Here is a 22727-nt window from a genome sequence, read left to right as displayed (position 1 = left end):
GGACCGGCGGACCGTCCGCGACTACGCTGGCCGGGTGCACGACGGCAGCGCCCCCGACGACGCGGCGATGATCGGCGTCCTCGGACCGGTCGTCGCCGGCGGTCGGCCCGTGCCCGGCGTGCGGGCCCGGCGGCTCCTCGTCGCCCTGGTGCTCGCCGACGGTCGCCCGGTCAGTGCCGACCGTCTCGTCGACGAGGTGTGGGGAGACGAGCCGCCCAAGTCGCCGAACGCCGCGTTGCACACGCAGATCTCGCGCGTCCGTGCGCTCATCCGGCCCGCCGTCCTCGAGGCCGTGGCCGGCGGCTACCGCCTCGACGCGGACACCGACCTCGCCCGGGCCGAGACCGCTCTCCGCGATTCGGGCGACGAGGCGGACGCGCTGCGGTTGTGGCGCGGCGCCCCCGGAGTCGACCTCGACGACGGTGGGCCCGCGGACGAGCTGGCGCGGCGGGCGGCCGGCGTCTTCGACCGGCTCGAGGCGCGGCGGGCCGCCGGGGCGCTGGCCGCCGGCGATTTCGACGCGGCGCACGCGATCGCCCAGCGGCGCATCGCCGCCGACCCGCTCGACGAGCCCGCGCGGGTGGTGCTCATGCGGGCGCTCGCCGGATCGGGGCGGACCGCCGAGGCCCTCGCCGCCTACGCGGACCTGCGGCGGACGTCGATCACCGAGCTGGGCACCGAGCCCGGCGACGAGGCGACGCGCCTGCACTGCGAGCTGCTGGCGGGCACGGGGCCGGCGCCGGCGAAGCCCGCTCGTGCCGCGGCCGTGGGACTTCCGGCCGAGGTGACGCCGCTCATCGGGCGCGCTGCGGAGGTCGCCGACCTGGTGCGCCTGGTCGACGAGGCGCGGGTCGTGACCGTGCTCGGGCCCGGCGGAGTGGGGAAGACCCGCATCGCCGAGGCGGTCGGCGCCGCCGTTGCGGACGCCGGCACGCCGGTCTACTACGTACCCCTCGCGGCGGTCCGATCCGCGGCGGGCGTGCTGCCCGCGATCTCCCGCGGCCTCGGCCTGGCGGAGTCGGACCTCGGCGCGGACGGCATGCCGCGCAGGGTGATCCGGGACCTGGGCGCCCGCGTACTGGAGGCGCTGGGGCGGCGCCGCTGCCTCGTCGTCCTGGACAACTGCGAGCAGGTCGTGGACGCCTGCGCCGACGTGGTGGCCGACCTCGTGGCCGGGGCGCCCGGGGTCACGGTGCTCGCGACGAGCCGCTCGCCCCTGCAGATCCGGGCGGAGCGGGTGCACCCGCTGCCCGTCCTGGCGACCGACGGCGCGAGTTCCGCCGCTGTCGAACTGTTCGTGCAGCGCGCCCGCGCCGTGCGTCCCGGCGTGGCGCTGCCGGAGGACGCCGTCGCGGAGCTGTGCCGGCGGCTCGACGGCCTGCCGCTCGCGATCGAGCTGGCCGCCGCCCGCGTGCGCACCCTCAGCGTGGAGGAGATCACCGACCGGCTGGAACAGCGGTTCGCCCTGCTGCGCTCCGCCGACCGGTCCGCACCCGACCGCCACCGCACGCTGCACGCGGTGATCGAATGGAGCTGGGACCTCCTGGAACCCGACGCGCAGCTCGCCCTGCGCCGGCTCTGCCGCTTCCCCGCGGGTTTCGACACCGGGGCCGCGGCCGCGACCACGGGGCTGGATCCGGTCGCGCTCGACGACGCGCTGATCTCGCTCGCGAACCAGTCCCTCGTGCACGTCGCCGAGAGCGCGGGCCGCACCCGCTACCGGATGCTCGAGACGGTCCGCGAGTTCGGCGAGGAGCGGCTCACGGAGGCGCCGACGTCCGCCGGCGGGACGCCCGAGAGCTGTTTCGTGGACTCGGCCATGGCGTCCTGGGCCGCCGATCTCGCTTCCGCGATGTGGCGCGAATACCGTTCCGTCGGTGGTTATGCGGTGATCGGGCGCCTTGCGGAGGACCTCGAGAACCTGGCGTTCGTGCTCCGCGGCGCCGTCGACGCGCTCGTCGCCGGCGACCGCGACGCGGCGTGGACGGTGATCCGGGTCTTCCCACTGCTCGCGGGCCTCTGGTCCATGCGGAGCCTGCATGCGCAGGTGCAGGAGATCGGCATTCGGATCGTCCACGCCCTGCCCGACCCGCGCGAGGCGCTGGCCGCGGGGCTCGCCGACGAGGATCGCGAGCTGTGGCAGGGCACGGTGCTCGCGGCGTGCGCCGCGCCCGGGGCGGATCCGACGTCGCGCCACGTCGCGCGCGGTCGCACCATGATCCGCCGGCTGCACCGACCCGAGCGGACGCTGCTCGAGCCGGCCGACTACTTCAGCGCCTTCTTCCTCCAGCGTTCGGTGTACGGACTCCTCCGTCTCGTGCTCGCCGGGGTGAGCTCGCCCGCGGACGACGTCCGCCTGCACGCGCTGGCGGCGCGGATGAACTTGCGGGAGAACTGCGGTGATCTGGCGGGCGCCCTGGAGGACTCCGCCGCGATCGGCGCGATCGGTGAACCGGGCGACGCCTGGACGGAGGCGATGCTCGCCATGAGCACGGCGAGCATCTTCGGCCAGCAGGCCCGGTGGGAGGAGGCGGAGCGGCGCTATCGGACGGCCACGGAGAAGCTGGCTTCGATCGGCGCCGACGAGGACGCGAAGCAGGCGATGGCGTACCTCGTCGCGAGCCTGTGCTCGCTCGGCCGGATCGACGAGGCGGAGGCGCTGCAACGCACCCTCCAGGAGGCGTGGCTGCCCACGGACCCCGATCCCGACGGCGGGCCCGAGGTCGTGGCCGCGATGATGATCGGGGCGGCCGAGCTGGCACGGCTGCGGGGCGCCCCCGACGCGGCCCTGTACCGGCGGGCGGGCGAGCTGCTGGTGCGCCGGATCCCTAACGGCAGCAGGGATCCCGGCGGCGAGATGCTCGTCGCGATCGCGCTGCTCGGTGTCGTGGCGTGCGGTGCCCCCGAGACGGGCGGCGAGCTCGTGTCCGCGTTGATCGCCGGCGACGAGGCCATGTTCGGGATCACCGGCTACTGGGACCTGCCCCAGGCGGCGACGATGGCCCTCGCCGTCGGGGCACAGTTGGCGGCCGTCGACCCCGCCTCCGAGGAGGCCTCGATCATGGTGGGGCTCGCCCGCAGGCTCGGCGCGCGCCAGGACTATCCGGTGATGTTCGAGACGATGCGACGGCTCGCCGCTCCGCCGGAGGGCGCCCCGGAGGCGGCGTGGCGCGATCAGGGCGAACGCATCGCCGGCCTATCCCGATCGCTTGCGGTGAGTCTGCTCCGCGACACCACCGCCGCGCTCCGCCGGAGGGCGTAGCGCGGCGGGCGGGTGCCGGCGGCTGCTGCGGGCGGTCCCGTCAGCGGGCGTTGCGGATGTAGGCCCGAACGGCGAGCGGCGCGAAGATCGCGATGATCACCAGCGCGCCGACGAGGCTCCACACGACGTGGATGCCCGCGTGGCCGGTGTTGCACAGCTCGCGGATCGCGGAGACCAGGTGGCTGATCGGGTTCACGTTCACGAAGGCCTGCAGCCAGCCCGGCATGGTCTCGACCGGGACGAAGGCGTTGGACAGGAAGGTGAGCGGGAACATGATCATCATCGAGACGCCCTGCACGGCGGTGGCCTTCTGCATGAGGCAGCCCATGAGCGCGAAGATCCACGACACGGCGAAGCTGCAGAACAGGATCAGCCCGGTTGAGGCGAGGACGCCCACCGGATCCGGGCGCCAGCCCATCGCGATGCCCACGATGAACGTGATGACCGTGGCGATGAGGTAGCGCACGACGTCCGCGAGCAGTGCGCCGGCGAGGGGACTGATCCGGGCGATCGGCAGCGACCGGAACCGGTCGAAGACGCCCTTGTTCATGTCCTCGCGGAGCTGGGTGCCCGTGACGATCGACGCGACGATCACGGTCTGCACGAGGATGCCGGGGATGATGACCGGCAGGTAGCTGTGCACGTCGCCGCTGATCGCGCCGCCGAAGATGTACGTGAACATCAGCGTGAAGACGACGGGCTGTAGCACGACGTCGAAGAGCTGCTCCGGGTTGTGCCGGATCTTGAGCACGCCGCGCCAGCCCATCGTGAAGGACTGCCGGACGGTCTCGGCGAGGCCGATGTGGTTCGGAGCCGCGCGGTCCGGCGTGCGGCCGGGGGCGCGGGTGAGGGTGGTGGTCATGACGCCTCCTGGGCGGAATCGGTGGCGGCCGCGTCATCGGGGCGGCCGGTGAGGGTGAGGAAGACCTCGTCGAGGCTGGGCTTGGAGACCGTGATCTCCTCGATGGCGACGCCCTGCTCGCGCAGCGCGATGAGCAGGTCGGGCACCAGGTCGGGCCGGTGCAGCGGGGCGGTCACGCGGGCCGCCTCGGGGCTGAACGCCGCCGTCTCGGTGAGGATCTTCTCGACGGTGCGCGCGACGACCGGCGCGTCGGCGCGGTCGGCCGGGGTGAGCTGCAGCGTCGAGGAGCCGACCGAGGCCTTGAGCTCGTCGGCGGTGCCGTCGGCGATGACGAGGCCGTGGTCGATCACCGCGATGCGGTCGGCCAGCTGGTCGGCCTCGTCGAGGTACTGCGTGGTGAGCAGCACCGTCGAGCCCTGGGCGACGAGCTCACGGATGGTGTCCCACATCTGCGAGCGCGTGCGCGGGTCGAGGCCCGTGGTCGGCTCGTCGAGGAACAGCAGCGGCGGGGTGTCGATGAGGCTGGCGGCCAGGTCGAGCCGCCGCCGCATGCCGCCGGAGAACTCCTTGAGCGGGCGGTTCGCCGCGTCCTCCAGGCCGAAGGCGCCGAGGAGCTCCTCGGCGCGCGACCGGGACTCGGCGCGGCTCTTGCCGAGCAGCCGGCCGAAGAGCACGAGGTTCTGCCGCGCCGTGAGGTCCTCGTCGACGGAGGCGTACTGGCCGGTGACGCCGATGAGCGAGCGCACCGTGGTGGACTCGGCGACGACGTCGTGCCCGAAGACGCGGGCGCTGCCCGCATCCGGCTTGAGCAGCGTCGCGAGCATGCTGATGGTGGTCGTCTTGCCGGCGCCGTTGGGGCCGAGGACGCCGTAGACGGTGCCGGTGGGCACCTGGAGGTCGACGCCGTTGACCGCGCGGGTCGCACCGAAGTGCTTGACCAGGCCGCGGGCGTCGATCGCGAGGTCGGTGGGGGAGGACGGGCTCTGGCCGGTCCTCATCTGTGTGATCGTCATGGCCATCACGATGCATCGCCCCGCTGTCGTGGGACTGTCGTGACGCTGACGTGGACCGTCGCGCTCGGTCGCGCCGCGCTTGTCAGGGGTCTGCGCCACAATGACGGGGTGCTGTTCGCCGAGGCCGTCGCCGTGTCCACCGAGGTCGCGGGCACGCGCTCGCGCACCGCGAAGATCGCCGCGCTGGCCGCGGTGATCCGCGCCGCCGGCGCTGCGGACGTGCGGCCCGTCGTCGCGTGGCTGTCGGGGGAGTTGCTGCAGGGCCGCCTGGGCGCGGGATGGCGCACGGTCGCGCGGACCGTCGACGGGCTCGCCCCGGCGGCGGACCCGGCGCTGACGGTCGAGGAGGTGACCGCTGCGCTCGACGAGCTGGCCGGCACCTCGGGCGCCGGCTCCGTCGCCCGACGGGACGCCGCCCTCACCGGCCTGTTCGGTCGGGCGACGGCGGCGGAACAGCGGTTCCTCGTCGGACTCATCACGGGCGAGCTGCGCCAGGGCGCCCTCGCGGGCGTCGTGACCGACGCGGTCGCCCGCGCCGCCGATGTCCCGCTCGAGACGGTGCGGCGCGCGGCGATGCTCTCCGGCTCGCTGCCCGACACCGCCGCCGCGGCCCTGCGCGGCGGCGCCGACGAGCTCGCGGGCTTCGGCCTCGAGGTGCTGCGCGGCGTCTCGCCGATGCTCGCCTCGCCGTCGGAGGGCGTGGACGCCGCGCTCGCCGACCTGGGCACCGACGTGAGCGTCGAGTTCAAGCTCGACGGCGCCCGGATTCAGGTGCACCGCCTCGGCGACGAGGTCCGCGTCTACACCCGCACGCTCCGCGACATCACCGACGCGGTGCCCGAGATCGTCGCACTGGCACGGGAACTGCCGTGCCGGTCCGTCGTGCTCGACGGGGAGTCGCTCGCCCTCACGGATGCGGGGCGGCCGCGGCCCTTCCAGGAGACGATGAGCCGGTTCGGGTCGACCGAGTCCGGAGAGACGGTGCTGCGCCCGTACTTCTTCGACTGCCTGCACCTCGACGGCCGCGACCTGCTCGACGAGCCGCTGTCCGTCCGGCTCGACGCGCTCCGGACGGTGGCCGCGGAGCTGCGCATTCCCGCGCTGGCCCGGCCCACCCCGGACGAGGCCGTCGCCCACTACGAGGCCGCCCTCGCAGCAGGACACGAGGGCGTCATGGTCAAGGCGCTCGCCTCGCCCTACGCCGCGGGCCGCCGCGGCCGCGCGTGGCAGAAGGTCAAACAGACCCACACCCTGGACCTGGTGGTGCTCGGTGCCGAGTGGGGCTACGGCCGCCGCACGGGGATGCTGTCGAATCTGCACCTCGGTGCCCGGGACCCGGACGGCGGCGCTCCGGTCATGGTGGGCAAGACCTTCAAGGGGCTCACGGACGCGCTGCTGCGGTGGCAGACCGACGAGTTCCCGCTGCACGAGCGTGCTCGTGACGAGCACACCGTCTACCTGCGGCCCGAGATCGTCGTCGAGATCGAGCTGGACGGCGCGCAGGTCTCGCGCCGCTACCCCGGTGGTGTCGCGCGGCGCTTCGCCCGCGTGCTGCGCTACCGTCCGGACAAATCCGCGGCGGACGCGGACACGATCGACGCGGTCCGGGCCCTACTGCCCGGGTAGCGGTGCGGTGGCGTCGATCCCGTCGGCGACGAGGGCGCGCCGGAGGACCTTGAAGGACGGGGTCCGAGGCAGCTCGTCCACGACGCGCCAGCGGCGCGGGTACTGTCGCGGGCCGAGATCGGGCTGTGCGCTCAGGAACGCCGCGAAGTCCGCCGGGTCGAGGTCCGCGCCGGGCGCGAGGACGAGCGCCGCCGCCACCTGGTCGCCGACGCGGTCCGGCAGTCCGTACACCGCGGCCTCCGCGACCGCGGGGTGACGCAGGAGCGCGCGCTCGATCGGCGCGACGCCCAGGTTCTCGCCGCCCACCCGCATCCAGTCGCCGGTGCGGCCGGCGAAGTGGACGTAGCCCGCCGCGTCGACGTACGCCAGATCGCCGGTGCGGTAGACGCCACCGTCGGAGCGCGCGGCGTCCGCGGCGGGATCGTTGTAGTAGCCAGAGAACCCGCCGGTGCCGCCGGTGTTCACCAGCTCGCCGATCGCCTCGTCGGCGTTGCGGACCGTCCCGTCCGGAGCGGTCTCGGCACGCGGGCATTCGATCGAGGTGCCGGGTTTCCAGACGGCGACCCCGTCGGGCAGCGGGCCGAGCGCGTCGGGCGGGGTGTCCGGGGTGCGGGCGATGGCGACGCCGTTCTCCGATGAGCCGTAGCCGTCCTGGACGTGGCAGCCGAAGCGCCGGGCGAAGGCGGCGACGTCCTCGGCGCGTCCCTCGTTCCCGTACAGGACGCGCAGCGGGTTGTCGGCGTCGTCGGGGCGTTCCTCGGTAGCGAGGATGTAGGAGAGCGGCGTTCCCACGTAGTTCGCGTAGGTGGCGCCGTACCGGCGCACGTCGGCGAGGAAGCCGGACGCCGAGAAGCGTTCGGCCAGGGCGATGGTCGCGCCCGCGGCCACGGCCACCGCCCAGCCCGCGAGGAGCGCGTTGGAATGGAAGAGCGGCATCGCGACGTAGGCGGTGTCGGCACCGCCCAGCCCGAACCGCTGCGCCAGCATCATTCCCGCGCCGGTGAACTTGCCGTGGGTGGCCTGCACGGCCTTGGGCTCGCCGCTGGTCCCGGACGTGAAGACGAGGGCGAGCAGGCTGTCGGCGGTCACGTCGGCGGTCGGCAGCGGTGCGCCCGCGTGGGCGTCGAGGAGCGCGGCCCACCGCGGACCGTCGAGATCGATGACCGGGACGCCCAGGTCGAGGCCGTCGAGGAGCGCGGCGTGCCGGCCCTGCGCGAGGACGACGCCGCAGTCGGCGAGCGCGACGTCCCGGGCGAGGGCGTCGCCGCGGCGGGTCGGGTTGAGCCCCACCACGACCGCGCCCGACAGCGCCGCCGCTCCGAGCAGCAGCGAGAACTCGGGGACGTTGTCGGCGAGCACGCCGGCGTGCTGCGGCGCGCCGTCGGGGAGGAGCTCCCGCAGGGCGGACGCGCGGACCGCGGACGCCGCGACGTGCTCCGCCCAGCTCCACGTGCGGTCGCCGGCCCGCAGGCCCGCGCCGGGATCGTCGGCGCGGGCACGGAGCAGGTCGGCGACCGTGGGGAGCGGAGCCGTCATCTCAGGCGCCGAGGAACCGCGCGCACATCTCGCCGATCATGTACGACGGTGCGTTCGTGTTGCCGCCCGTGATCGACGGCATGATCGAGGCGTCCGCGACGCGCAGACCCTCGACGCCGATGACCTTGAGCTCGGGGTCGACGACCGCGCGTTCGTCGGTGCCCATCCGGCAGGTGCCCACCGGGTGGTACACCGAGTGCACGCGGTTCGGCAGCTCGCGGCGCAGCGCCGTCTCGTCCATGAGCGAGGCGCCGGGCGTGAACTCCTCGCTGACCTTGCCGCGCACGGCGGGGTGCTGCATCACCTCGCGGATCATGCCGATGCCCTCCATGAGGACCTCGGTGTCCTGCGGGTCGCTGAGGTAGCCGGGATCGATCGACGGCTGCTCCAGCGGGTTCGCGGAGTTCAGCCGCAGCTCGCCGCGGCTCTGCGGGTAGATCAGCGTGGGCAGGATGGTCAGGCCCGGGCGGGGGTCGACCATGTGCAGCTTGTCGGCGTCCTGGTTGGGCACCGGGTAGTTCCACGGCAGACAGTGGATCTGCAGGTCCGGGATGTCCTTGGCGTAGGACGTGCGCACGAACGCGGCCGCGTCGAAGACGGTGCGCGCCATCCACGTGGTTCCGGGCTTCCGGACCTCGGCAGCCACGCCCTTCGCGAAGTAGGCGGGGGTGCCCTTGTTCACCGCGTCCTTCATGAGGAAGGTCATCGGGACGAACAGGTGGTCGTGCAGGTTCTGGCCGACGGGCAGGTCGGCGGCGACGTCGATCCCCTTCTCGCGCAGGTGCGCCGCGGGACCGACGCCCGAGAGCATGAGGATCTGCGGGGTGCCGATGACGCCGGCGGAGACGATGACCTCGCGGTTGGCGCGGATCGTGGTGACGGAGTTCCCGTCGAGCACCTCGACGCCCGTGGCGCGGCCGTTCTCGATGACGACGCGCTTGACGTGGGCGTTGACGTGCACGCGCAGGTTGGGGCGGGCCTCGCGGAGGTAGCCCTGCGCGGAGCTGTAGCGGGTGCCGCCCGCGGCGCTCTGCTGGAAGACGCTGACGCCCTCCTGCGACGGGCCGTTGTAGTCGTCGATGATCGGCGTGTTCAGCGTGCCGGACAGGGCGTCCATGTAGGACTTCGTGGCCTCGGTGAGGTCGCGCTGGCGGGTCACCTCGATCGGACCGCCCGTGCCGCGCAGGTCGTTCGCGCCGTCCTCCCAGTTCTCGAGGCGCTTGAACGCGGGCAGCACGCCCTCGTAGTCCCAGCCGGTGGCGCCCTCGGCGGCCCACGAGTCGTAGTTGGCGCGGTTGCCGCGCACGAAGAGCATGCCGTTGATCGAGCTGGAGCCGCCGAGGATCTTGCCGCGGGTCATCGGGATCTTGCGGTCGTTGGCGAACTTCTGCGGCACGGAGTACTGCTTCCACGCCACTCGCGACTTCATCTGCGGCACCGTGTGCACCATCGTGATCATGCCCGGCACCTGCGTCATCCGGGTGTTGTCGGCCTTGCCGGCCTCGAGCAGCGCGACGGTGGCGCCGGTGTCGGCCAGCCGGCCCGCCACGACGGAACCCGCGCTGCCCGAGCCGATCACGACGTAGTCGACGGCCTCGTTCGGCGACAGCGGGGTGGTCGCGGTCTTGTACAGCTTGCGGATCATGCGGGGTTCCTTCCGGCGAGGGTCGCGCCGAGGGCGCGGAGATGGGCCGTCGCGCCGCCGAGCGCGAACTCCGCGCGCTTGGCCGCCACGAAGTAGCGATGGGTGGGGTGATCGGTGTCGATGCCGACGCCGCCGTGCACGTGGACGGTGGTGTGCGCCACCCGATGTCCGGCCTCGGCGGCCCAGAACTTGGCGGTGGCGATCTCGGCGGTCGCGTCGAGTCCCTCGGACTCGCGCCAGGCCGCCTCGAGCACGGTGAGGCGGACGGCCTCGACGTCGATGTAGGCGTCGGCGAGGCGCTGCCGCACCGCCTGGAAGCTGCCGATCTGCTTGCCGAACTGCTCCCGGGTGCGGGCGTAGTCGGCGGTCAGTTCGAGTGCCCGCTCGGTGATGCCGGCCTGCAGGGCGCACCAGCCGATGGTCGCGAGGCGGCGGGCCCGGGCGGGGGCGCCGTCGCCGAGGAGACGGGCCCCGCGCGGGAGCGGTACGGCCGCGGCCTCCACGAGCGCGGCGTCGGAGCCGTTCACCACGTGCTGCCGGGTGATGCTGATGCCCTTGGCGTCCCGGGGCAGCAGGAACAGCGCGGGCCCCTCCGGCGTGGTCGCCTCGATCAGCAGGGTGTCGGCGAAGGCCGCCGACGAGACCGCGGTCTGGGCGCCGTTGAGTCGCCACCCGTCGGGGGAGACGGTCGCCGTGAAGCCGGTGTGGTCGTCGCCGAAGACGACGGCGACGGTGTCCTCGCCCCGCAGCACCGGGACGAGCCACGTCTCGATCTGCTCGGGCGTGCCGTACTCGGCGAGGATCTCGGCGCCGACGAGGACGGTGTCCAGGTACGGGGCGGGGGCGACGGTGCGGCCGAGCTCGGCCAGCACCGCGGCGTGGGCGGTGACGCCGAGACCGCCGCCGCCGACCGACGCGGGCAGCGCGGCGTCGAGGACGCCGGACCGGGCCAGCGCGGCCCACAAGTCGCGGGACAGGCCCGAATCGCCGGGCTTGGGATTCTTCTCAGCCCAGTCCTCGGCGATCCGGCGCGTGAGCGAGGCGAGGTCGGTCTGTGCCTCGGGAACGGTGAAGTCCATGGGTGCCTCTCCTTCGCTCAGCGGCTCACGGGCAGGTGCAGTCCGGCACCCGCGATCAGGTCGCGCTGGATCTCGTTGGTGCCGCCGCCGAACGTGAGGATCAGCGAACTGCGATGCAGCCGCTCGATCCGCCCGCGCAGCAGCGTGCCCGGCGACTTGGCGCGGATGATCCCCGCGCTGCCCAGCACCTCCATCAATAGGCGGTACCCCTCGGTGGCGTACTCGGTGCCGAAGACCTTGGTGGCGGAGGCGTCGGCGGGGCCGAGCTCGCTGTGGTCGGCGGCCCAGGCGATCTTCCAGTTCCGCAGCTTGAGGTACTGGGCGTGGGCGTACACGCGGGCCAGGTGGGTCTGCACCCACTCGGCGTCGATCACGCGAGAGCCGTCGGCCAGCCTGGTGTTCTGCGCCCAGTGCCGCACCTGCCGCTCCGAGTCGAGCAGGGGCGCCGCGGACGTGAGGGCCACGCGCTCGTGGTTGAGCTGGTTGGTGATGAGCTTCCAGCCGCCGTGCAGGTCGCCGACGACCGAGGTCACCGGGACCCGGACGTCCTGGTAGTACGTGGCGGAGGTGCCCGGCCCGGCGACGGTGTGCACCTTCGTCCAGGAGAAGCCCTCGGCATCGGTGGGCACCACGAGGATTGAGACGCCGCGATGGCGCTGCGCCTCGGGATCCGTCCGCGCCGCGAGCCAGATGTAGTCCGCGTACTCGATGAGCGAGGTCCACATCTTCTGGCCGTTGATGACGAAGTCGTCGCCGTCGCGGACCGCGCGCGTGCGCAGCGCCGCGAGGTCGGTGCCCGCCTCCGGCTCGGAGTAGCCGATCGAGAAGTGGGTCTCGCCGGCGGCGATGCCCGGCAGCAACTCGGCCTTCTGCTCCGCGGTGCCGCCCGCCATGATGGCGGGGCCCACGGTGTTCACCGTGAGGAAGGGGACGGGCACGCCGGCGACGGCGGCCTCGTCGGTGAAGATGAGCTGGTCGAGCATGGGCCGGGCCTGGCCGCCGAACTCCTCGGGCCAGCCGATGGCGAGCCAGCCGTCTTTGCCGAGAGTGCGGGTGATCTCCTTGTACACCTCCCCGTCGCCGTACTCGCCGCCCGGCCCGAGCAGGGCCTCGCGGCGCTCGGGCGTCATCAGCTGGGCGAAGTACGCGCGCAGCTCGGCCCGCAGCTCCTGCTGTTCCGGCGCATAGTCGATCCGCATGGCGCCACTGTAGAACAAGTTCTAGAAAAGCGGAACGAAACCGCGGTCTCGGCAGTATTTTCCTTGAAGGAGGGAGCGCGCGCTCCCCGGTGGAACAGGTTCCTACATCGAAGGGTGGCACATGACGCGGGCAGAGACGGAGAGCCTGGACGGCAAGGTCGCGATCGTGACCGGTGCGGGGGCCGGCCTGGGCCGGGCCGAGGCGTTGGCGCTCGCCCGCGGCGGCGCCGCCGTCGTGGTGGGCGACGTCTCGCCCGCGGCCGAGGAGGTCGTCGCGCAGATCCGGTCCAACGGGGGCCGCGCCGAGCTCGTGCTCGGCGACTCCGGCGACCGGGAGACGGCCGACGCGCTGATGGCCGCCGCCGAGGGTCTGGGCGGCCTGCACATCGTGGTCAACAATGCCGGCTTCTGCCGGGACAAGATGATCTTCTCGATGACCGACGAGGAGTTCGACTCGGTGGTCCGGGTGCACCTGCGCGGGCACTTCCTGCTCTCCCGGAACGCGTCGGCGTACTGGCGCGACGCGGCCAAGGCGTCGGGCGGAGAGGTCTACGGCCGCGTGATCAACACGTCCTCGGAGGCGTTCCTGCTCGGCTCCGTCGGGCAGCCCAACTACGCCGCCGCGAAGGCCGGCATCGCCGCGCTCACCATCGCCACGGCGCGCGGCCTCGGCCGCTACGGCGTCCGCGCCAACGCCATCTGCCCGCGTGCACGGACCGCCATGACGGAGGGCGTCTTCGGCGACGCGCCCGACGGTGCCGTCGACCCGCTGTCCGTCGACCACGTCGCGCGCTTCGTGCGGTTCCTTGCCGGGCCGGAAGCCGCGAAGGTCAACGGGCAGGTCTTCGTCGTGCACGGCGGCATGGTCGCGCTGATGGCGCCGCCGAGCCTGGAGGCACGCTTCGACGCCGACGGCGGCCAGTGGGACGACGCCGGGCTCGCCGCCGCCGTCGGCGACTACTTCGCGGACCGCGACGACCGCATGTTCGTCGCAGCACAGCTGGAGGGCTGATCATGACGAGCACGACCGGGAGACTCAGTGGGAAGCGGGCGCTCGTCACGGGCGCCGCACGCGGACAGGGCGCCGCCGTCGCGCGACGGTTCGTCGCGGAGGGCGCGCAGGTGCTGCTCGGCGACGTGCTGGACGAGCAGGGTGAGGCCCTCGCCACCGAGCTCGGCGACGCGGCCGTCTACCGCCACCTCGACGTGACGAGCGAGGACGACTGGGCCGCCGCGGTCGCCGAGGTGCAGGAGCGCTTCGGCGGCCTCGACGTGCTGGTCAACAACGCCGGCGTGCTCTTCTTCTCGGCCCTGGAGCAGACCGCCCTCGCCGACTACGAGCGCGTGATCCGGATCAACCAGTTCGGCTGCTTCCTCGGCATGCGCGCCGCCGTCGAGCCGATGAAGGCCGCGGGCGGCGGGTCGATCGTCAACACGTCGTCGGTGGAGGGGCTGGGCGGCATGCCGTACCTGACCGCATACACCGCCAGCAAGTTCGCGATCCGCGGCATGACCAAGTCGGCCGCGATGGAGCTGGGGCAGTACGGTATCCGCGTCAACTCGGTGCACCCCGGCATGATCGACACCGCGATGGTCGCCGACGCCCTGGGCGGCAACGAGCCGCCCACCGATTGGCTCAAGCAGCGCCTGCCCATCGGGCGGCAGGGCAGCGCCGACGAGATCGCGGCGCTGGTGCTCTTCGTCGCGTCCGACGAGGCGAGCTACAGCACCGGCGCAGAATTCGTGGCCGACGGCGGCGCCACCGCGACGCACGCGCTGAAGCTGTAAATGCCGGGCACCGAGGACATCCGGCGGGTGGTGGAGGCGTCCCCCGCCGCGGTCGCCGCGCACGACAAGGACGCCTGGACAGCGCTGTTCGCGCCGGAAGGCGCGGTGCACGACCCAGTGGGCCCGCCGCCGCAGACGAATCCGGCCGCGATCGCGCGGTTCTACGACATGTTCATCGCGCCCAACCGGATCGTCTTCGACGTCGAGCACGACCTGATCGTCCCGGGCGAGGGCACCGGCCTCATGATCCGCGACCTCACGGTGCACACGACGATGAGCACGGGCGTCACGCTGCACATCCCGATGCACCTGCGCTACACCGTGACCGACGGGCCCGAGGGCGCCACGATCACCGGGCTGTACGCGCACTGGGAGCTGCGGGGGATGATCGCCGCGCTGCTGCTCTCCGGTCCGCGTGGGCTCGCCGCGGGCGCGCTCCTCGGTCCCAGGCTGTTCCGCACCCTCGGGACGCGCGCCGCCCTCGGCTTCCTCGGCGGGATCCGTGGCGTCGGCGGCAGGGGCCGCCGCCGGGCCGCCGACCTGCTGCACGTGCGAGGGCTGCAAGTGGGCAAGGTGCTCGCCTCGGGCCGGACCGTCACCGCCACCGTCTACGACGGTGACCGCCGCGGCCTCGCCGTCGTCGACCTCACCGGCACCGAACCGGCACTCACCCTCCACCTCCCCGATTGAACGATGTTTTGGAGAACGCGACCTGCGGAAATGCTCTCCAAAACATCGTTCAATTGGGGGCGGTGACACGGGAGAGGGTGAGGGCGGCGGCGCGGACGGCGGGGCCGACGCGCTCCGGGCGCATGCGGTTGCTCCAGCCCGCCACGGAGATCGCGGCGACGGGAGCACCGTCGGCGTCGAGGATGGGGCAGGCCACGCAGACGGTGCCGTTGCCGGACTCCTCCCGCTCGTAGGCCACGCCCTCGTCGCGGACCCGCTGCAGCTGGCGGCGCAGGATCGCGGGGGACGTGATGGTGCGGGTGCTCAGCCGCGGCAGGCCCGTGGCGATGACGCCCTCGACGACGGCATCGTCGGCGAACGCGAGGATCGCCTTGCCCACGCCCGTGGCGTGCGCCGGCATGCGGCCACCCACACGCGACGGGAGGTCCGGCGCGTCCGGGCCGGGCAGTACCTCGAAGTAGACGACCTCCGTGCCCTCGAGGCGCGCGAGGTGGACGGTGTTGCGGGTCGCGGAGCGCAGATCCGCGAGCACCGGTCGCGCCGCGTCGACGAGATCGCGGTGGCCCGTGGCGAGCTGGCCGATCTCGAACAGGCGCACGCCCAGCCGCAGGTCGGTCCCCGACCGCTCGAGCAGGCCCGCGGCAACGAGGTGCCCCGTGAGGCGGTGCACCGTCGACTTGGGCAGGTCCGTGCGCCGCGCCAGCTCGGACACCCCGAGCCCGCCGTCGCCGGGACGGTACGCGGAGAGCAGCGCGGAGATCCGGTCGACGGTGGCGCCGTCGTTCCGCTCAGCGGGACACATGCGCCCAGTGTGCCAGGCCTCGGCTAACCGTGGTCGGCGATCGGCCCGACGAACCGGACGAGGAGTTCGTGTTCGTACGCGGCGCTCGCCCCGGGGTGCCCTAGGAGCCCGACGATGACCCGGACGACCCAGTCGAAGACCTGCGGATCGCCGAGCGCGGGCAGGTCCGCGGCGACGCGGGAGCGCGACGCCGCCGCGGCGAGCGCTCCGGCGTTCTCGGCGAGGACGGGACCCACGGCGAAGTCCTCCGAGGAGAACCATGCGAGCAGCTCCGGCCGGTCCCGCACGTAGGCGACCGCTGATTCGATCACGGCGACAAGCCGCTCCGGGGCGGATCCCGAGGGCGGTGCGGTCGACGCGAGGTGGTCGAGGGCCCGGGACATCTCGCGGAGCACGTACGCGGACCGCAGCAGCTCGCGGTTGGCGAAGTACCGGTAGAGCGTGGCGCGCGAGCAGCCCGCGGCCCGCGCGATGTCGTCCATGCCCACCGCGGCGACGCCGTGCTCGGCGAACAGTGCGGCCGCGGCGTCGAGGATGCGCTCCGCCGCGCCGGACCGGGCGGCGGCGGCCCAGCTGTTCGGCGTCGTGGGGGTCATGGCGGTCATCGTACGGAGATCGGCACCGTCGTCGGGCGGCGCACGTACGCGCCGGGCGCCCAGCGCACCCCGTCGAGGTCGACGGCGAACTCCGGGATGCGGGCCAGCAGCTCCTCGAGCGCGACGCGCGACTGCATGCGCGCGGCCGCGGCGCCCAGGCAGTGGTGCGGCCCCTGCGCGAAGGTGAGGATGTTGCGCGGGTTCCGCGCGACGTCGAGTTCGTCGGCGTCCGCGCCGAAGACCCGCTCGTCGCGATTCGCCGAGCCGTAGAGCAGGAGCACGCGACGGTCCGCGGGGATCGTGGTCCCGTCGACGTCCACCGGGCGGGTGGTGGTACGCCCGAGCCCCTGCACCGGCGAGGTGAGCCGGAGGAACTCCTCGACGGCGCCGGGGATCAGCGTCGAGTCCTCGATCAGGCGTCGCCGCTGGTCGGGGTGCCGGTGCAGGAGCTGGACGGCGCCGCCGAGCAGACCCGTGGTGGTGTCGTTGCCGCCCGCGACCATGGTGAACGTGAAGCCGAGGATGGAGACCACGCCCGCCGGATCCCCGTCCGCGCCGACGCCGGCCGCGACCAGGTGCGAGACCACGTCGTCCTCGGGCTCGGCGCGCCGCCGCTCGATCAGCGCCGCGAAGTAGGCCATGAGCTCGCCGACGGCGTCGGCGGCGGAGGCGACCACGGAGGCGAGGTCTCCGCCGCCGGAGTTCGCGGCGACGATGCTCTCGGTCCATCCGTCGAACCGCCCGCGGTCCGCGGCGGGGACGCCGAGGTAGTGCGCGACGACCATGGACGGGAGCGGCTTGAACAGCTCCTGCACGATGTCGCCGGCGCCCTGCGCGCGCAGGCGCTCGATCCGCTCCACGACGAAGGCGCGGACATCGGGCTCGATCGCGGCGACCTGTCGCGGCGTGAAGCCGCGCGCGACGAGGCGGCGGAACTCCGTGTGCACCGGCGGATCCTGCATCACCATGGGCGGGTTCTCCTGCAGGCCGATCTTCTCCAACTCGCCGTAGTGCAGCGTGAGCCCCTGCGCGGACGAGAAGTCGCCGGGCTCCCGCAGCGCGCGCCACACATCGGCGTGGCGGGGCAGGACGTAGTACTCGAGCTCCTCGCCGTCCAGCGGCTCGGCCCGGTGCACCGCGCCCGCAGCGCGGAGGTCGCGGTACAGGGCGAACGGGTCCGCCCAGGTGTCGGCGGAGCGGGGAGCGAAGGCGACTGCGGGCATGGAAGCTCCTGATGAGACAAAAGAAATAGAACGTCTCGAATCTAAGACCAACAACGCAAATCGTCAATGGGGTGAAGCCACCGCCTCGGTGTCCCGCTGAGCGGAACGCGGGCGTGGACGTGGCCGCGCCCCGCGGCCGACGATGGCGGCATGACGGAGAAAGTGATTGCGGCGATCGTCGGGCCCGGCAACATCGGCACCGACCTGCTGGCGAAACTGCGACGGAGCGAGCACGTGGACGTGCGCTACATGGTGGGCGTCGACCCGGAATCGGACGGCCTCAAGCGCGCCGCCGAGCTCGGGCTCGAGACCTCGGCGGAGGGCGTGGACTGGCTGCTCGCCCGGCCCGAGCCGCCGCAGCTGGTCTTCGAAGCGACGTCGGCGAAGGCGCACCGCGCCAACGCCCCCCGGTACGCGGAGGCGGGCATCGCCGCCGTCGATCTCACTCCCGCGGCCGTCGGCCCGCTGGCGTGCCCGGTGGTGAACCTGGAGTCCCAGCTGGACGCGCCCAACGTCAACATGATCACCTGCGGCGGGCAGGCGACGCTCCCGATCGTGCACGCGGTCAGCCGCGTGACGCCGGTGAGCTACGCGGAGATCGTCGCGTCGGTGTCCTCGCGCTCGGCCGGACCCGGCACGCGCGCCAACATCGACGAGTTCACGGAGACCACCGCTCGCGCGATCGAGGAGGTCGGCGGCGCCGCCAAGGGCAAGGCGATCATCATCATCAACCCGGTCGAGCCGCCGATGATCATGCGTGACACCGTGTTCTGCGCCATCGACCCCGACGCCGATCGCGACGCGATCACCGCCTCGATCGAGAAGATGGTGGCCGATGTGCAGGCGTACGTCCCGGGCTACACGCTCAAGGCTCCACCGCAGTACGACGAGCCCCGGCCCGGCTGGGAGGGCAAGGCGCGCGTCGCGGTCTTCCTGGAGGTCGCGGGCAACGGCGACTACCTGCCCACCTACGCGGGCAACCTCGACATCATGACCGCCGCCGCCGCGCGCGCCGGCGAGCTGCTCGCGCAGCGCATCCTGGCAGGAGTGAACGCATGACCGGCATCAACGGCGACCTCTGGAGCGATCCGAACCGGGATGTGCGCATCGTCGACACGTCGCTGCGCGACGGCAGCCACGCGATGGCGCACCAGTTCACCGAGCAGAACGTGCGCGACACTGTGCGCGCGCTGGACGACGCGGGAGTCTCGCTCATCGAGGTGACCCACGGCGACGGCCTCGGCGGCAGCACCTTCAACTACGGCTTCTCCCTGGTCGACGAGCGCAAGCTCATCGCCGCCGCGGTCGACGAGGCGCAGCAGGCGAAGATCGCCGTGCTCATGCTCCCCGGCCTGGGCACCGTCGAGGACATCCGCGTGGCGGCCGACCTCGGCGCGGGCGCGCTGCGCATCGCGACGCACTGCACCGAGGCGGACGTCTCGATCCAGCACTTCGGCGCCGCACGGGAACTCGGCCTCGAGACCGTCGGCTTCCTCATGCTCTCGCACATGTCCACGCCCGAGGCGCTGGCGAAGCAGGCGCGGATCATGGCCGACGCGGGCTGTCAGTGCGTCTACGTCGTCGACTCGGCCGGCGCGCTGATCCTCGAGGACGCCGGCGATCGCGTCGCAGCGCTCGTGGCCGAGCTGGGCGAGGATGCGCAGGTGGGCTACCACGGCCACCAGAACCTCAGCTTCGGCGTCGCCAACTCGGTGCTCGCCTACCGCGCCGGCGCGAAGCAGATCGACGGTTCCCTGCTCGCCCTCGGCGCGGGCGCGGGCAATTCGCCGACGGAGGTCCTCTCCGCCGCCTTCGAGAAGCTCGGCGTGCGGACCGGCACCGACAAGGACGCCCTCATGGCCGCCGCCGAGGACGTGGTGAAGCCGTACATCACGCGCCTGCCGGTGATGGACCGCAGCTCGATCGTCCAGGGCGCCGCGGGTGTGTACTCCAGCTTCCTGCTGCACGCGGAGCGGGCCGCGGAGCGCTACGGCGTGCCCGCGTACGAGATCCTCTACGAGTGCGGCCGCCGCGGCTACGTGGGCGGCCAGGAGGACATGATCATCGCCATCGCGGTGGAGATGTCCGCGGCGCAGAAGGTCTGACAGGCGGTCCGACGGTGCCGGAGCGGCACCGTCGGACCCTCCCTAGCGGGACGTGCAGCGCCGCCGCGTGGCGTGCACTCCCCAGGTCCATGGACCTGGGGAGGTGGCCGTCCCGCTAGGGAGCGCGGTCGAGCGAAGCGAGGCGTCGATGGTGCGGCAGCGCAGTCAGTTCTCGATGCGGATGGCCTGCGTGGGGCACTGGCTGGCCGCGTATTCGATGTCCTCGCGGTCGGCGTCGGTGAGGCCCTCGTCGGTGGCCTCGGCGAAGCCCTCGTCGTTGACCTCGAAGACGTCGGGGCGGATGCCCTCGCAGACACCGAAGCCGGTGCAGGCGTCGCCGATGATGATCTTCATGATGTTCTCCGTTCGGGGTCGGTCAGGGGGCGAGGACGGCCGTTACGGAGCCGAGCGGCCCCATGTCGGCGACGACGATGTCTCCGGCGCGCACCGGTTCGGCGCGCGTCATGGAGCCGGGCAGCACGACGTGGCCGGGCTCGAGCGTGGTGCCGAGCGGGCCGACGGTGTTCGCGAGCCAGACCAGCGCGTTGATCGGCGAACCGAGGACGGCGCCGCCGGCGCCCGTGCCCACCTGTTCGCCGCTGATCCGGAACGTGCACCCGACGGGGCGCAGGTCGACGTCGGTGAGGCGGGTGGGGCGGCTGCCCAGGACGACCCCGCCGGACGAGGCGTTATCGGCGACCGTGTCGACGATGGAGATGTTCCAGTCCTTGATCCGCGAGTCCACCACCTCGAGCGCCGGGACCACGAAGTCGACGGCGCGGATCGCGTCGGCCACCGTGACGCCGGGGCCGCGGAGCTCGCGGCCGAGGACGAAGGCGATCTCCGGTTCGATCCGCGGCTGCATCCACGACGAGGTGTCGATCGGCATCTGCTCCAGGTGGAACATCGACGCGGTGAGGTGCCCGAAATCGGGCTCGTAGACGTTCATCTGCCGCTGCATCGCGAGCGAGGCGAGCCCCACCTTGTGGCCTTTCACGGCGTCGCCCGAGGCCTCCCAGCGGCGCACCTGCTCCTGCTGGATCCGGTAGGCGTCGGTGATCGTGGCGTCGGGGAACATGCCGATGATCGGGTCGATCGGCGCGCACGCGGCGTACGCGCCGAGCAGCGCGTCGGCGGCGGCGGAGACAGCGGAATCGTCCATGCTCGAATACTAGAACAGGTTTCAGTCCTGCGGTAGCGAACGGCTCAGGAGCGGGGGAGCCCGAGGAGCTGCTCCGCGGCGACGTTCCGGAGGATCTGTGACGTCCCGCCCGCGATCGACAGGCACCGGGTGAGCAGGAACTCGTACCGCGCGTCGGCCGGGTCCTCCGGGCCGGCGACGGCACCGTCGGGCCCGAGGCGCCGCAGGCAGGCCTCCGCGACCGCCTGACGGTGCTGCACGCCGACCAGCTTGCGCACGCTGGACGCCGCGCCCGGGTCCTGGCCGCCGACGCTCGCGATGACGGCGCGCAGGTCGAGCAGGGTGCACGACGCGGCCTCGGCGACGAGGCCGCCGAGAGCCGCCAGATCGGGATCGGGGCCGGGGTCGGCGAGGAGGCCCTCGAGGCGAGCCCCGAGGCCGGAGCCGCTCATCGCGACCCGCTCGTTCGCGAGCGTGGTGCGGGCCAGGCGCCAGCCGCCGTTGATCGCGCCCACGACGCAGTCGTCGGGCACGAAGACGTCCTCGAGGAAGACCTCGTTGAACCGCACGTCGCCGGTGATCTCGCGGAGCGGCCGCACGTCGATGCCGTCGGAGAGCATGTCGACGAGGAAGTACGTGATGCCCTTGTGCTTCGGCGCGTCCGGGTCGGTGCGGGCCAGACAGATGGCCCAGTCGGCCTCGTGCGCGAGCGATGTCCACACCTTCTGGCCGGTGAGCGACCACCCTCCCTCCGCGCGCGTCGCCTTCGTGCGCAGCGAGGCCAGGTCGGATCCGGCCTCGGGCTCGCTGAACAGCTGGCACCAGGTGATCTCGCCGAGCAGGGTGGGCCAGACGAAGCGCTCGGCCTGCTCGGGCGTCCCGTGCTCCAGGATCGTGGGAGCGGCCCACGCGCCGATCACCAGCGTCGGGCGCTCGACGCCCGCCGCCTCCAGGGCGCCGTCGAGGATGAGCTGATCCGCGGGGCCGGCGCCCCGGCCGTAGGGCGGATCCCAGTGCGGCACGAGGAGACCGGACTCCGCGAGCGCGCGGCGCTGCTCGTCCGCCGTCATCGCGGCGATCCGCGCCGCCTCCGCCGCGGCCGCGCCGTGGTCGCCCTCCACCTCGTAGTCGAGCCCGCGGCGTACGCCGGCCAGGGCGAGTTCCGCGGCGCGCGTGCGCCATCCGGAGGCGTCGCCGAGCAGCAGTCGCAGCGCGGTGGCGCGCCGCAGGTACAGGTGCGCGTCGTGCTCGAAGGTGAAGCCGATGCCGCCCAGCACCTGGATCGCGTCCTTCGCGTTCTCCACGGCGGCGTCGAGTGCGCAGGCCGCGGCGACCGCGGCCGCCAGGTGGTGCTCCGCGCCGGACCCGACGGACCGGGCCGCGTCCCACGCGAGCGCCGCGGACTGCTCGGCGCGGCACAGCATGTCGGCGACGATCTGCTTGATCGCCTGGAAGGAGCCGATCGGCTTACCGAACTGCACGCGCACCTTCGCGTACTCGGCGGCGGTGCGCAGCGTCCACGCCGCGACGCCGGCGGCCTCGGCCGCGGCGAAGGTCGCCAGCGCGGCGCGGGCGTCGTCGCCGGTCACCCCCGGAACTTCGGTATCAGCGTCGAAGTCGGCCTCCGCCAGGTGGATCCGGGCGAGCGGCCGCGAGGTGTCCAGGCCGGGCAGCGGCTCGATCGTCACGCCGGGGTGCCCCGGAGGGAGCAGGTGCCAGGCGCCCGAGGGGGACTCGACGAGCAGGTGCGACTGCGGGGTGGCGTCCGGGGCGAGGGAGCCGTCACCGGCGACGACGAGCGCGGCCCGCGCCTCGCCGCTGGCGAGTTCCGCCCGCACCGCGGCGAGCCGGTCCGTCCCGCCCAGGTACCGCTCGAGCAGGACGCCCACGGCGACGGTACCCGCCACGGGGCCGGGGGCGAGGACGGCGGTCGCCGCCTCGACGGCGGCCGCGGCGTCGTCCGGGCTGCCGCCGAAGCCGCCGAGGTCCTCACTCAGCGTGATGCCGAAGACGCCGATCTCCGCCAGGCCGCGCCAGGCCTTCTCGACCGCGCCGGTGTCGCCGGAGCGGACCGCGTCGACGGGGTGCGCGCGCTCGGCCCAGTCCCGGATCGACTCGGCGAGGGCGGTCTGGACATCGGTGATCGCGAGGGCCACGGTT

19 protein-coding genes are annotated in these 22727 nt (G+C 73.1%); 7 read left to right on the top strand and 12 right to left on the bottom strand.

Going from position 1 to position 22727, the window contains the following annotated elements; all coding sequences use genetic code 11:
• Positions 1-34 precede the first annotated feature (34 nt).
• A complete protein-coding gene (locus tag ACM9LD_RS06495) occupies positions 35-3262 on the top strand; it encodes a BTAD domain-containing putative transcriptional regulator (protein WP_415675917.1) in 3228 nt (1075 codons plus the stop codon).
• A 40-nt stretch (positions 3263-3302) separates the two neighbouring features.
• Here ACM9LD_RS06495 and ACM9LD_RS06490 read toward each other — a convergent pair whose 3' ends face one another.
• Both ACM9LD_RS06490 and ACM9LD_RS06485 read right to left on the bottom strand, forming a co-directional pair.
• Positions 3303-4124 (bottom strand): ABC transporter permease, encoded by an 822-nt coding sequence (locus ACM9LD_RS06490; protein WP_415675916.1) that lies wholly within the window; start codon positions 4122-4124, stop codon positions 3303-3305.
• On the bottom strand, positions 4121-5137 hold the full coding sequence (locus ACM9LD_RS06485; protein ID WP_336670918.1) for an ATP-binding cassette domain-containing protein: 1017 nt from the start codon (positions 5135-5137) through the stop codon (positions 4121-4123). The genes ACM9LD_RS06490 and ACM9LD_RS06485 overlap by 4 nt, the downstream gene beginning before the upstream one ends.
• Positions 5138-5245: 108 nt before the next feature.
• On the opposite strand from ACM9LD_RS06485, the gene ACM9LD_RS06480 reads away from it, so the two are divergent.
• Complete coding sequence (locus tag ACM9LD_RS06480) at positions 5246-6763, top strand: ATP-dependent DNA ligase (protein WP_415675915.1); 1518 nt, start codon at positions 5246-5248, stop codon at positions 6761-6763.
• Here the strand turns inward: ACM9LD_RS06480 and ACM9LD_RS06475 are convergent.
• From ACM9LD_RS06475 to ACM9LD_RS06460, 4 genes are read right to left on the bottom strand one after another with little or no spacing between them, the layout of a single operon-like run.
• Positions 6749-8299, bottom strand: a complete 1551-nt coding sequence (locus ACM9LD_RS06475; protein ID WP_415675914.1) for an AMP-binding protein — start codon at positions 8297-8299, stop codon at positions 6749-6751. The two genes, ACM9LD_RS06480 and ACM9LD_RS06475, sit on opposite strands and share 15 nt — an antisense overlap.
• A 1-nt stretch (position 8300) precedes the next feature.
• Positions 8301-9944: a GMC family oxidoreductase gene (locus tag ACM9LD_RS06470; RefSeq protein ID WP_415675913.1), complete on the bottom strand. Its 1644-nt coding sequence runs from the start codon at positions 9942-9944 to the stop codon at positions 8301-8303.
• Positions 9941-11023 (bottom strand): acyl-CoA dehydrogenase family protein, encoded by a 1083-nt coding sequence (locus ACM9LD_RS06465; protein WP_415675912.1) that lies wholly within the window; start codon positions 11021-11023, stop codon positions 9941-9943. The genes ACM9LD_RS06470 and ACM9LD_RS06465 overlap by 4 nt, the downstream gene beginning before the upstream one ends.
• 17 nt (positions 11024-11040) lie before the next feature.
• Entirely contained in the window at positions 11041-12222 is a 1182-nt protein-coding gene (locus ACM9LD_RS06460; protein WP_415675911.1) for an acyl-CoA dehydrogenase family protein, read from the bottom strand.
• A 121-nt stretch (positions 12223-12343) separates the two neighbouring features.
• On the opposite strand from ACM9LD_RS06460, the gene ACM9LD_RS06455 reads away from it, so the two are divergent.
• Genes ACM9LD_RS06455 through ACM9LD_RS06445 form a run of 3 tightly spaced genes read left to right on the top strand, consistent with a single transcriptional unit; the run spans position 12344 to position 14700 of the window.
• Complete coding sequence (locus tag ACM9LD_RS06455; protein ID WP_415675910.1) at positions 12344-13234, top strand: 3-oxoacyl-ACP reductase; 891 nt, start codon at positions 12344-12346, stop codon at positions 13232-13234.
• A 2-nt stretch (positions 13235-13236) separates the two neighbouring features.
• Positions 13237-14010, top strand: coding sequence for a glucose 1-dehydrogenase (locus ACM9LD_RS06450; RefSeq protein ID WP_415675909.1), 774 nt, complete (start codon positions 13237-13239; stop codon positions 14008-14010).
• Complete coding sequence (locus tag ACM9LD_RS06445; RefSeq protein ID WP_415675908.1) at positions 14011-14700, top strand: nuclear transport factor 2 family protein; 690 nt, start codon at positions 14011-14013, stop codon at positions 14698-14700. It begins immediately after the preceding gene.
• A gap of 49 nt (positions 14701-14749) precedes the next feature.
• On the opposite strand, the gene ACM9LD_RS06440 is transcribed toward ACM9LD_RS06445, so the two are convergent.
• Genes ACM9LD_RS06440 through ACM9LD_RS06430 form a run of 3 tightly spaced genes read right to left on the bottom strand, consistent with a single transcriptional unit; the run spans position 14750 to position 17321 of the window.
• The gene (locus ACM9LD_RS06440) at positions 14750-15502 is read right to left on the bottom strand and encodes an IclR family transcriptional regulator (RefSeq protein WP_415675907.1); all 753 of its coding nucleotides are present in this window, start codon (positions 15500-15502) and stop codon (positions 14750-14752) included.
• Between the two features lie 23 nt (positions 15503-15525).
• Positions 15526-16098 carry a TetR/AcrR family transcriptional regulator gene (locus ACM9LD_RS06435; RefSeq protein ID WP_415675906.1) on the bottom strand — a complete coding sequence of 191 codons (573 nt, stop codon included), beginning with the start codon at positions 16096-16098 and terminating at the stop codon, positions 15526-15528.
• A 5-nt stretch (positions 16099-16103) separates the two neighbouring features.
• Positions 16104-17321 (bottom strand): cytochrome P450, encoded by a 1218-nt coding sequence (locus ACM9LD_RS06430; RefSeq protein WP_415675905.1) that lies wholly within the window; start codon positions 17319-17321, stop codon positions 16104-16106.
• A gap of 150 nt (positions 17322-17471) precedes the next feature.
• On the opposite strand from ACM9LD_RS06430, the gene ACM9LD_RS06425 reads away from it, so the two are divergent.
• On the top strand, positions 17472-18380 hold the full coding sequence (locus ACM9LD_RS06425) for an acetaldehyde dehydrogenase (acetylating) (protein WP_415675904.1): 909 nt from the start codon (positions 17472-17474) through the stop codon (positions 18378-18380).
• Positions 18377-19426 carry a 4-hydroxy-2-oxovalerate aldolase gene (gene dmpG, locus ACM9LD_RS06420; RefSeq protein ID WP_415675903.1) on the top strand — a complete coding sequence of 350 codons (1050 nt, stop codon included), beginning with the start codon at positions 18377-18379 and terminating at the stop codon, positions 19424-19426. Before ACM9LD_RS06425 ends, dmpG begins: the two co-directional genes overlap by 4 nt.
• Before the next feature lie 165 nt (positions 19427-19591).
• On the opposite strand, the gene ACM9LD_RS06415 is transcribed toward dmpG, so the two are convergent.
• The 3 genes from ACM9LD_RS06415 to ACM9LD_RS06405 are packed head-to-tail and all read right to left on the bottom strand — an operon-like array spanning position 19592 to position 22723.
• Positions 19592-19780, bottom strand: coding sequence for a ferredoxin (locus ACM9LD_RS06415; protein ID WP_013128373.1), 189 nt, complete (start codon positions 19778-19780; stop codon positions 19592-19594).
• Positions 19781-19802: 22 nt separating this feature from the next.
• The gene (locus ACM9LD_RS06410; protein ID WP_415675902.1) at positions 19803-20588 is read right to left on the bottom strand and encodes a 2-keto-4-pentenoate hydratase; all 786 of its coding nucleotides are present in this window, start codon (positions 20586-20588) and stop codon (positions 19803-19805) included.
• Positions 20589-20632: 44 nt separating this feature from the next.
• Positions 20633-22723, bottom strand: coding sequence for an acyl-CoA dehydrogenase family protein (locus ACM9LD_RS06405; RefSeq protein WP_415675901.1), 2091 nt, complete (start codon positions 22721-22723; stop codon positions 20633-20635).
• Positions 22724-22727 lie beyond the last annotated feature (4 nt).

This window comes from Tsukamurella hominis (assembly GCF_965137015.1).
GTDB lineage: Bacteria > Actinomycetota > Actinomycetes > Mycobacteriales > Mycobacteriaceae > Tsukamurella > Tsukamurella hominis.
The sequence above is the reverse complement of the archived record's forward strand: the minus strand, read 5'-3'. Positions and strand labels throughout refer to the sequence as shown.

What these genes read in the sequence shown, in the direction of transcription:
- ACM9LD_RS06490 (WP_415675916.1), bottom strand. Translation starts at nt 4,124, where the DNA reads ATGACCACCACCCTCACCCGCGCCCCCGGCCGCACGCCGGACCGCGCG.
- ACM9LD_RS06485 (WP_336670918.1), bottom strand. Translation starts at nt 5,137, where the DNA reads ATGACGATCACACAGATGAGGACCGGCCAGAGCCCGTCCTCCCCCACC.
- ACM9LD_RS06475 (WP_415675914.1), bottom strand. Translation starts at nt 8,299, where the DNA reads ATGACGGCTCCGCTCCCCACGGTCGCCGACCTGCTCCGTGCCCGCGCC.
- ACM9LD_RS06470 (WP_415675913.1), bottom strand. Translation starts at nt 9,944, where the DNA reads ATGATCCGCAAGCTGTACAAGACCGCGACCACCCCGCTGTCGCCGAAC.
- ACM9LD_RS06465 (WP_415675912.1), bottom strand. Translation starts at nt 11,023, where the DNA reads ATGGACTTCACCGTTCCCGAGGCACAGACCGACCTCGCCTCGCTCACG.
- ACM9LD_RS06460 (WP_415675911.1), bottom strand. Translation starts at nt 12,222, where the DNA reads ATGCGGATCGACTATGCGCCGGAACAGCAGGAGCTGCGGGCCGAGCTG.
- ACM9LD_RS06455 (WP_415675910.1), top strand. Translation starts at nt 12,344, where the DNA reads ATGACGCGGGCAGAGACGGAGAGCCTGGACGGCAAGGTCGCGATCGTG.
- ACM9LD_RS06450 (WP_415675909.1), top strand. Translation starts at nt 13,237, where the DNA reads ATGACGAGCACGACCGGGAGACTCAGTGGGAAGCGGGCGCTCGTCACG.
- ACM9LD_RS06445 (WP_415675908.1), top strand. Translation starts at nt 14,011, where the DNA reads ATGCCGGGCACCGAGGACATCCGGCGGGTGGTGGAGGCGTCCCCCGCC.
- ACM9LD_RS06440 (WP_415675907.1), bottom strand. Translation starts at nt 15,502, where the DNA reads ATGTGTCCCGCTGAGCGGAACGACGGCGCCACCGTCGACCGGATCTCC.
- ACM9LD_RS06435 (WP_415675906.1), bottom strand. Translation starts at nt 16,098, where the DNA reads ATGACCCCCACGACGCCGAACAGCTGGGCCGCCGCCGCCCGGTCCGGC.
- ACM9LD_RS06430 (WP_415675905.1), bottom strand. Translation starts at nt 17,321, where the DNA reads ATGCCCGCAGTCGCCTTCGCTCCCCGCTCCGCCGACACCTGGGCGGAC.
- ACM9LD_RS06425 (WP_415675904.1), top strand. Translation starts at nt 17,472, where the DNA reads ATGACGGAGAAAGTGATTGCGGCGATCGTCGGGCCCGGCAACATCGGC.
- dmpG (WP_415675903.1), top strand. Translation starts at nt 18,377, where the DNA reads ATGACCGGCATCAACGGCGACCTCTGGAGCGATCCGAACCGGGATGTG.
- ACM9LD_RS06415 (WP_013128373.1), bottom strand. Translation starts at nt 19,780, where the DNA reads ATGAAGATCATCATCGGCGACGCCTGCACCGGCTTCGGTGTCTGCGAG.
- ACM9LD_RS06410 (WP_415675902.1), bottom strand. Translation starts at nt 20,588, where the DNA reads ATGGACGATTCCGCTGTCTCCGCCGCCGCCGACGCGCTGCTCGGCGCG.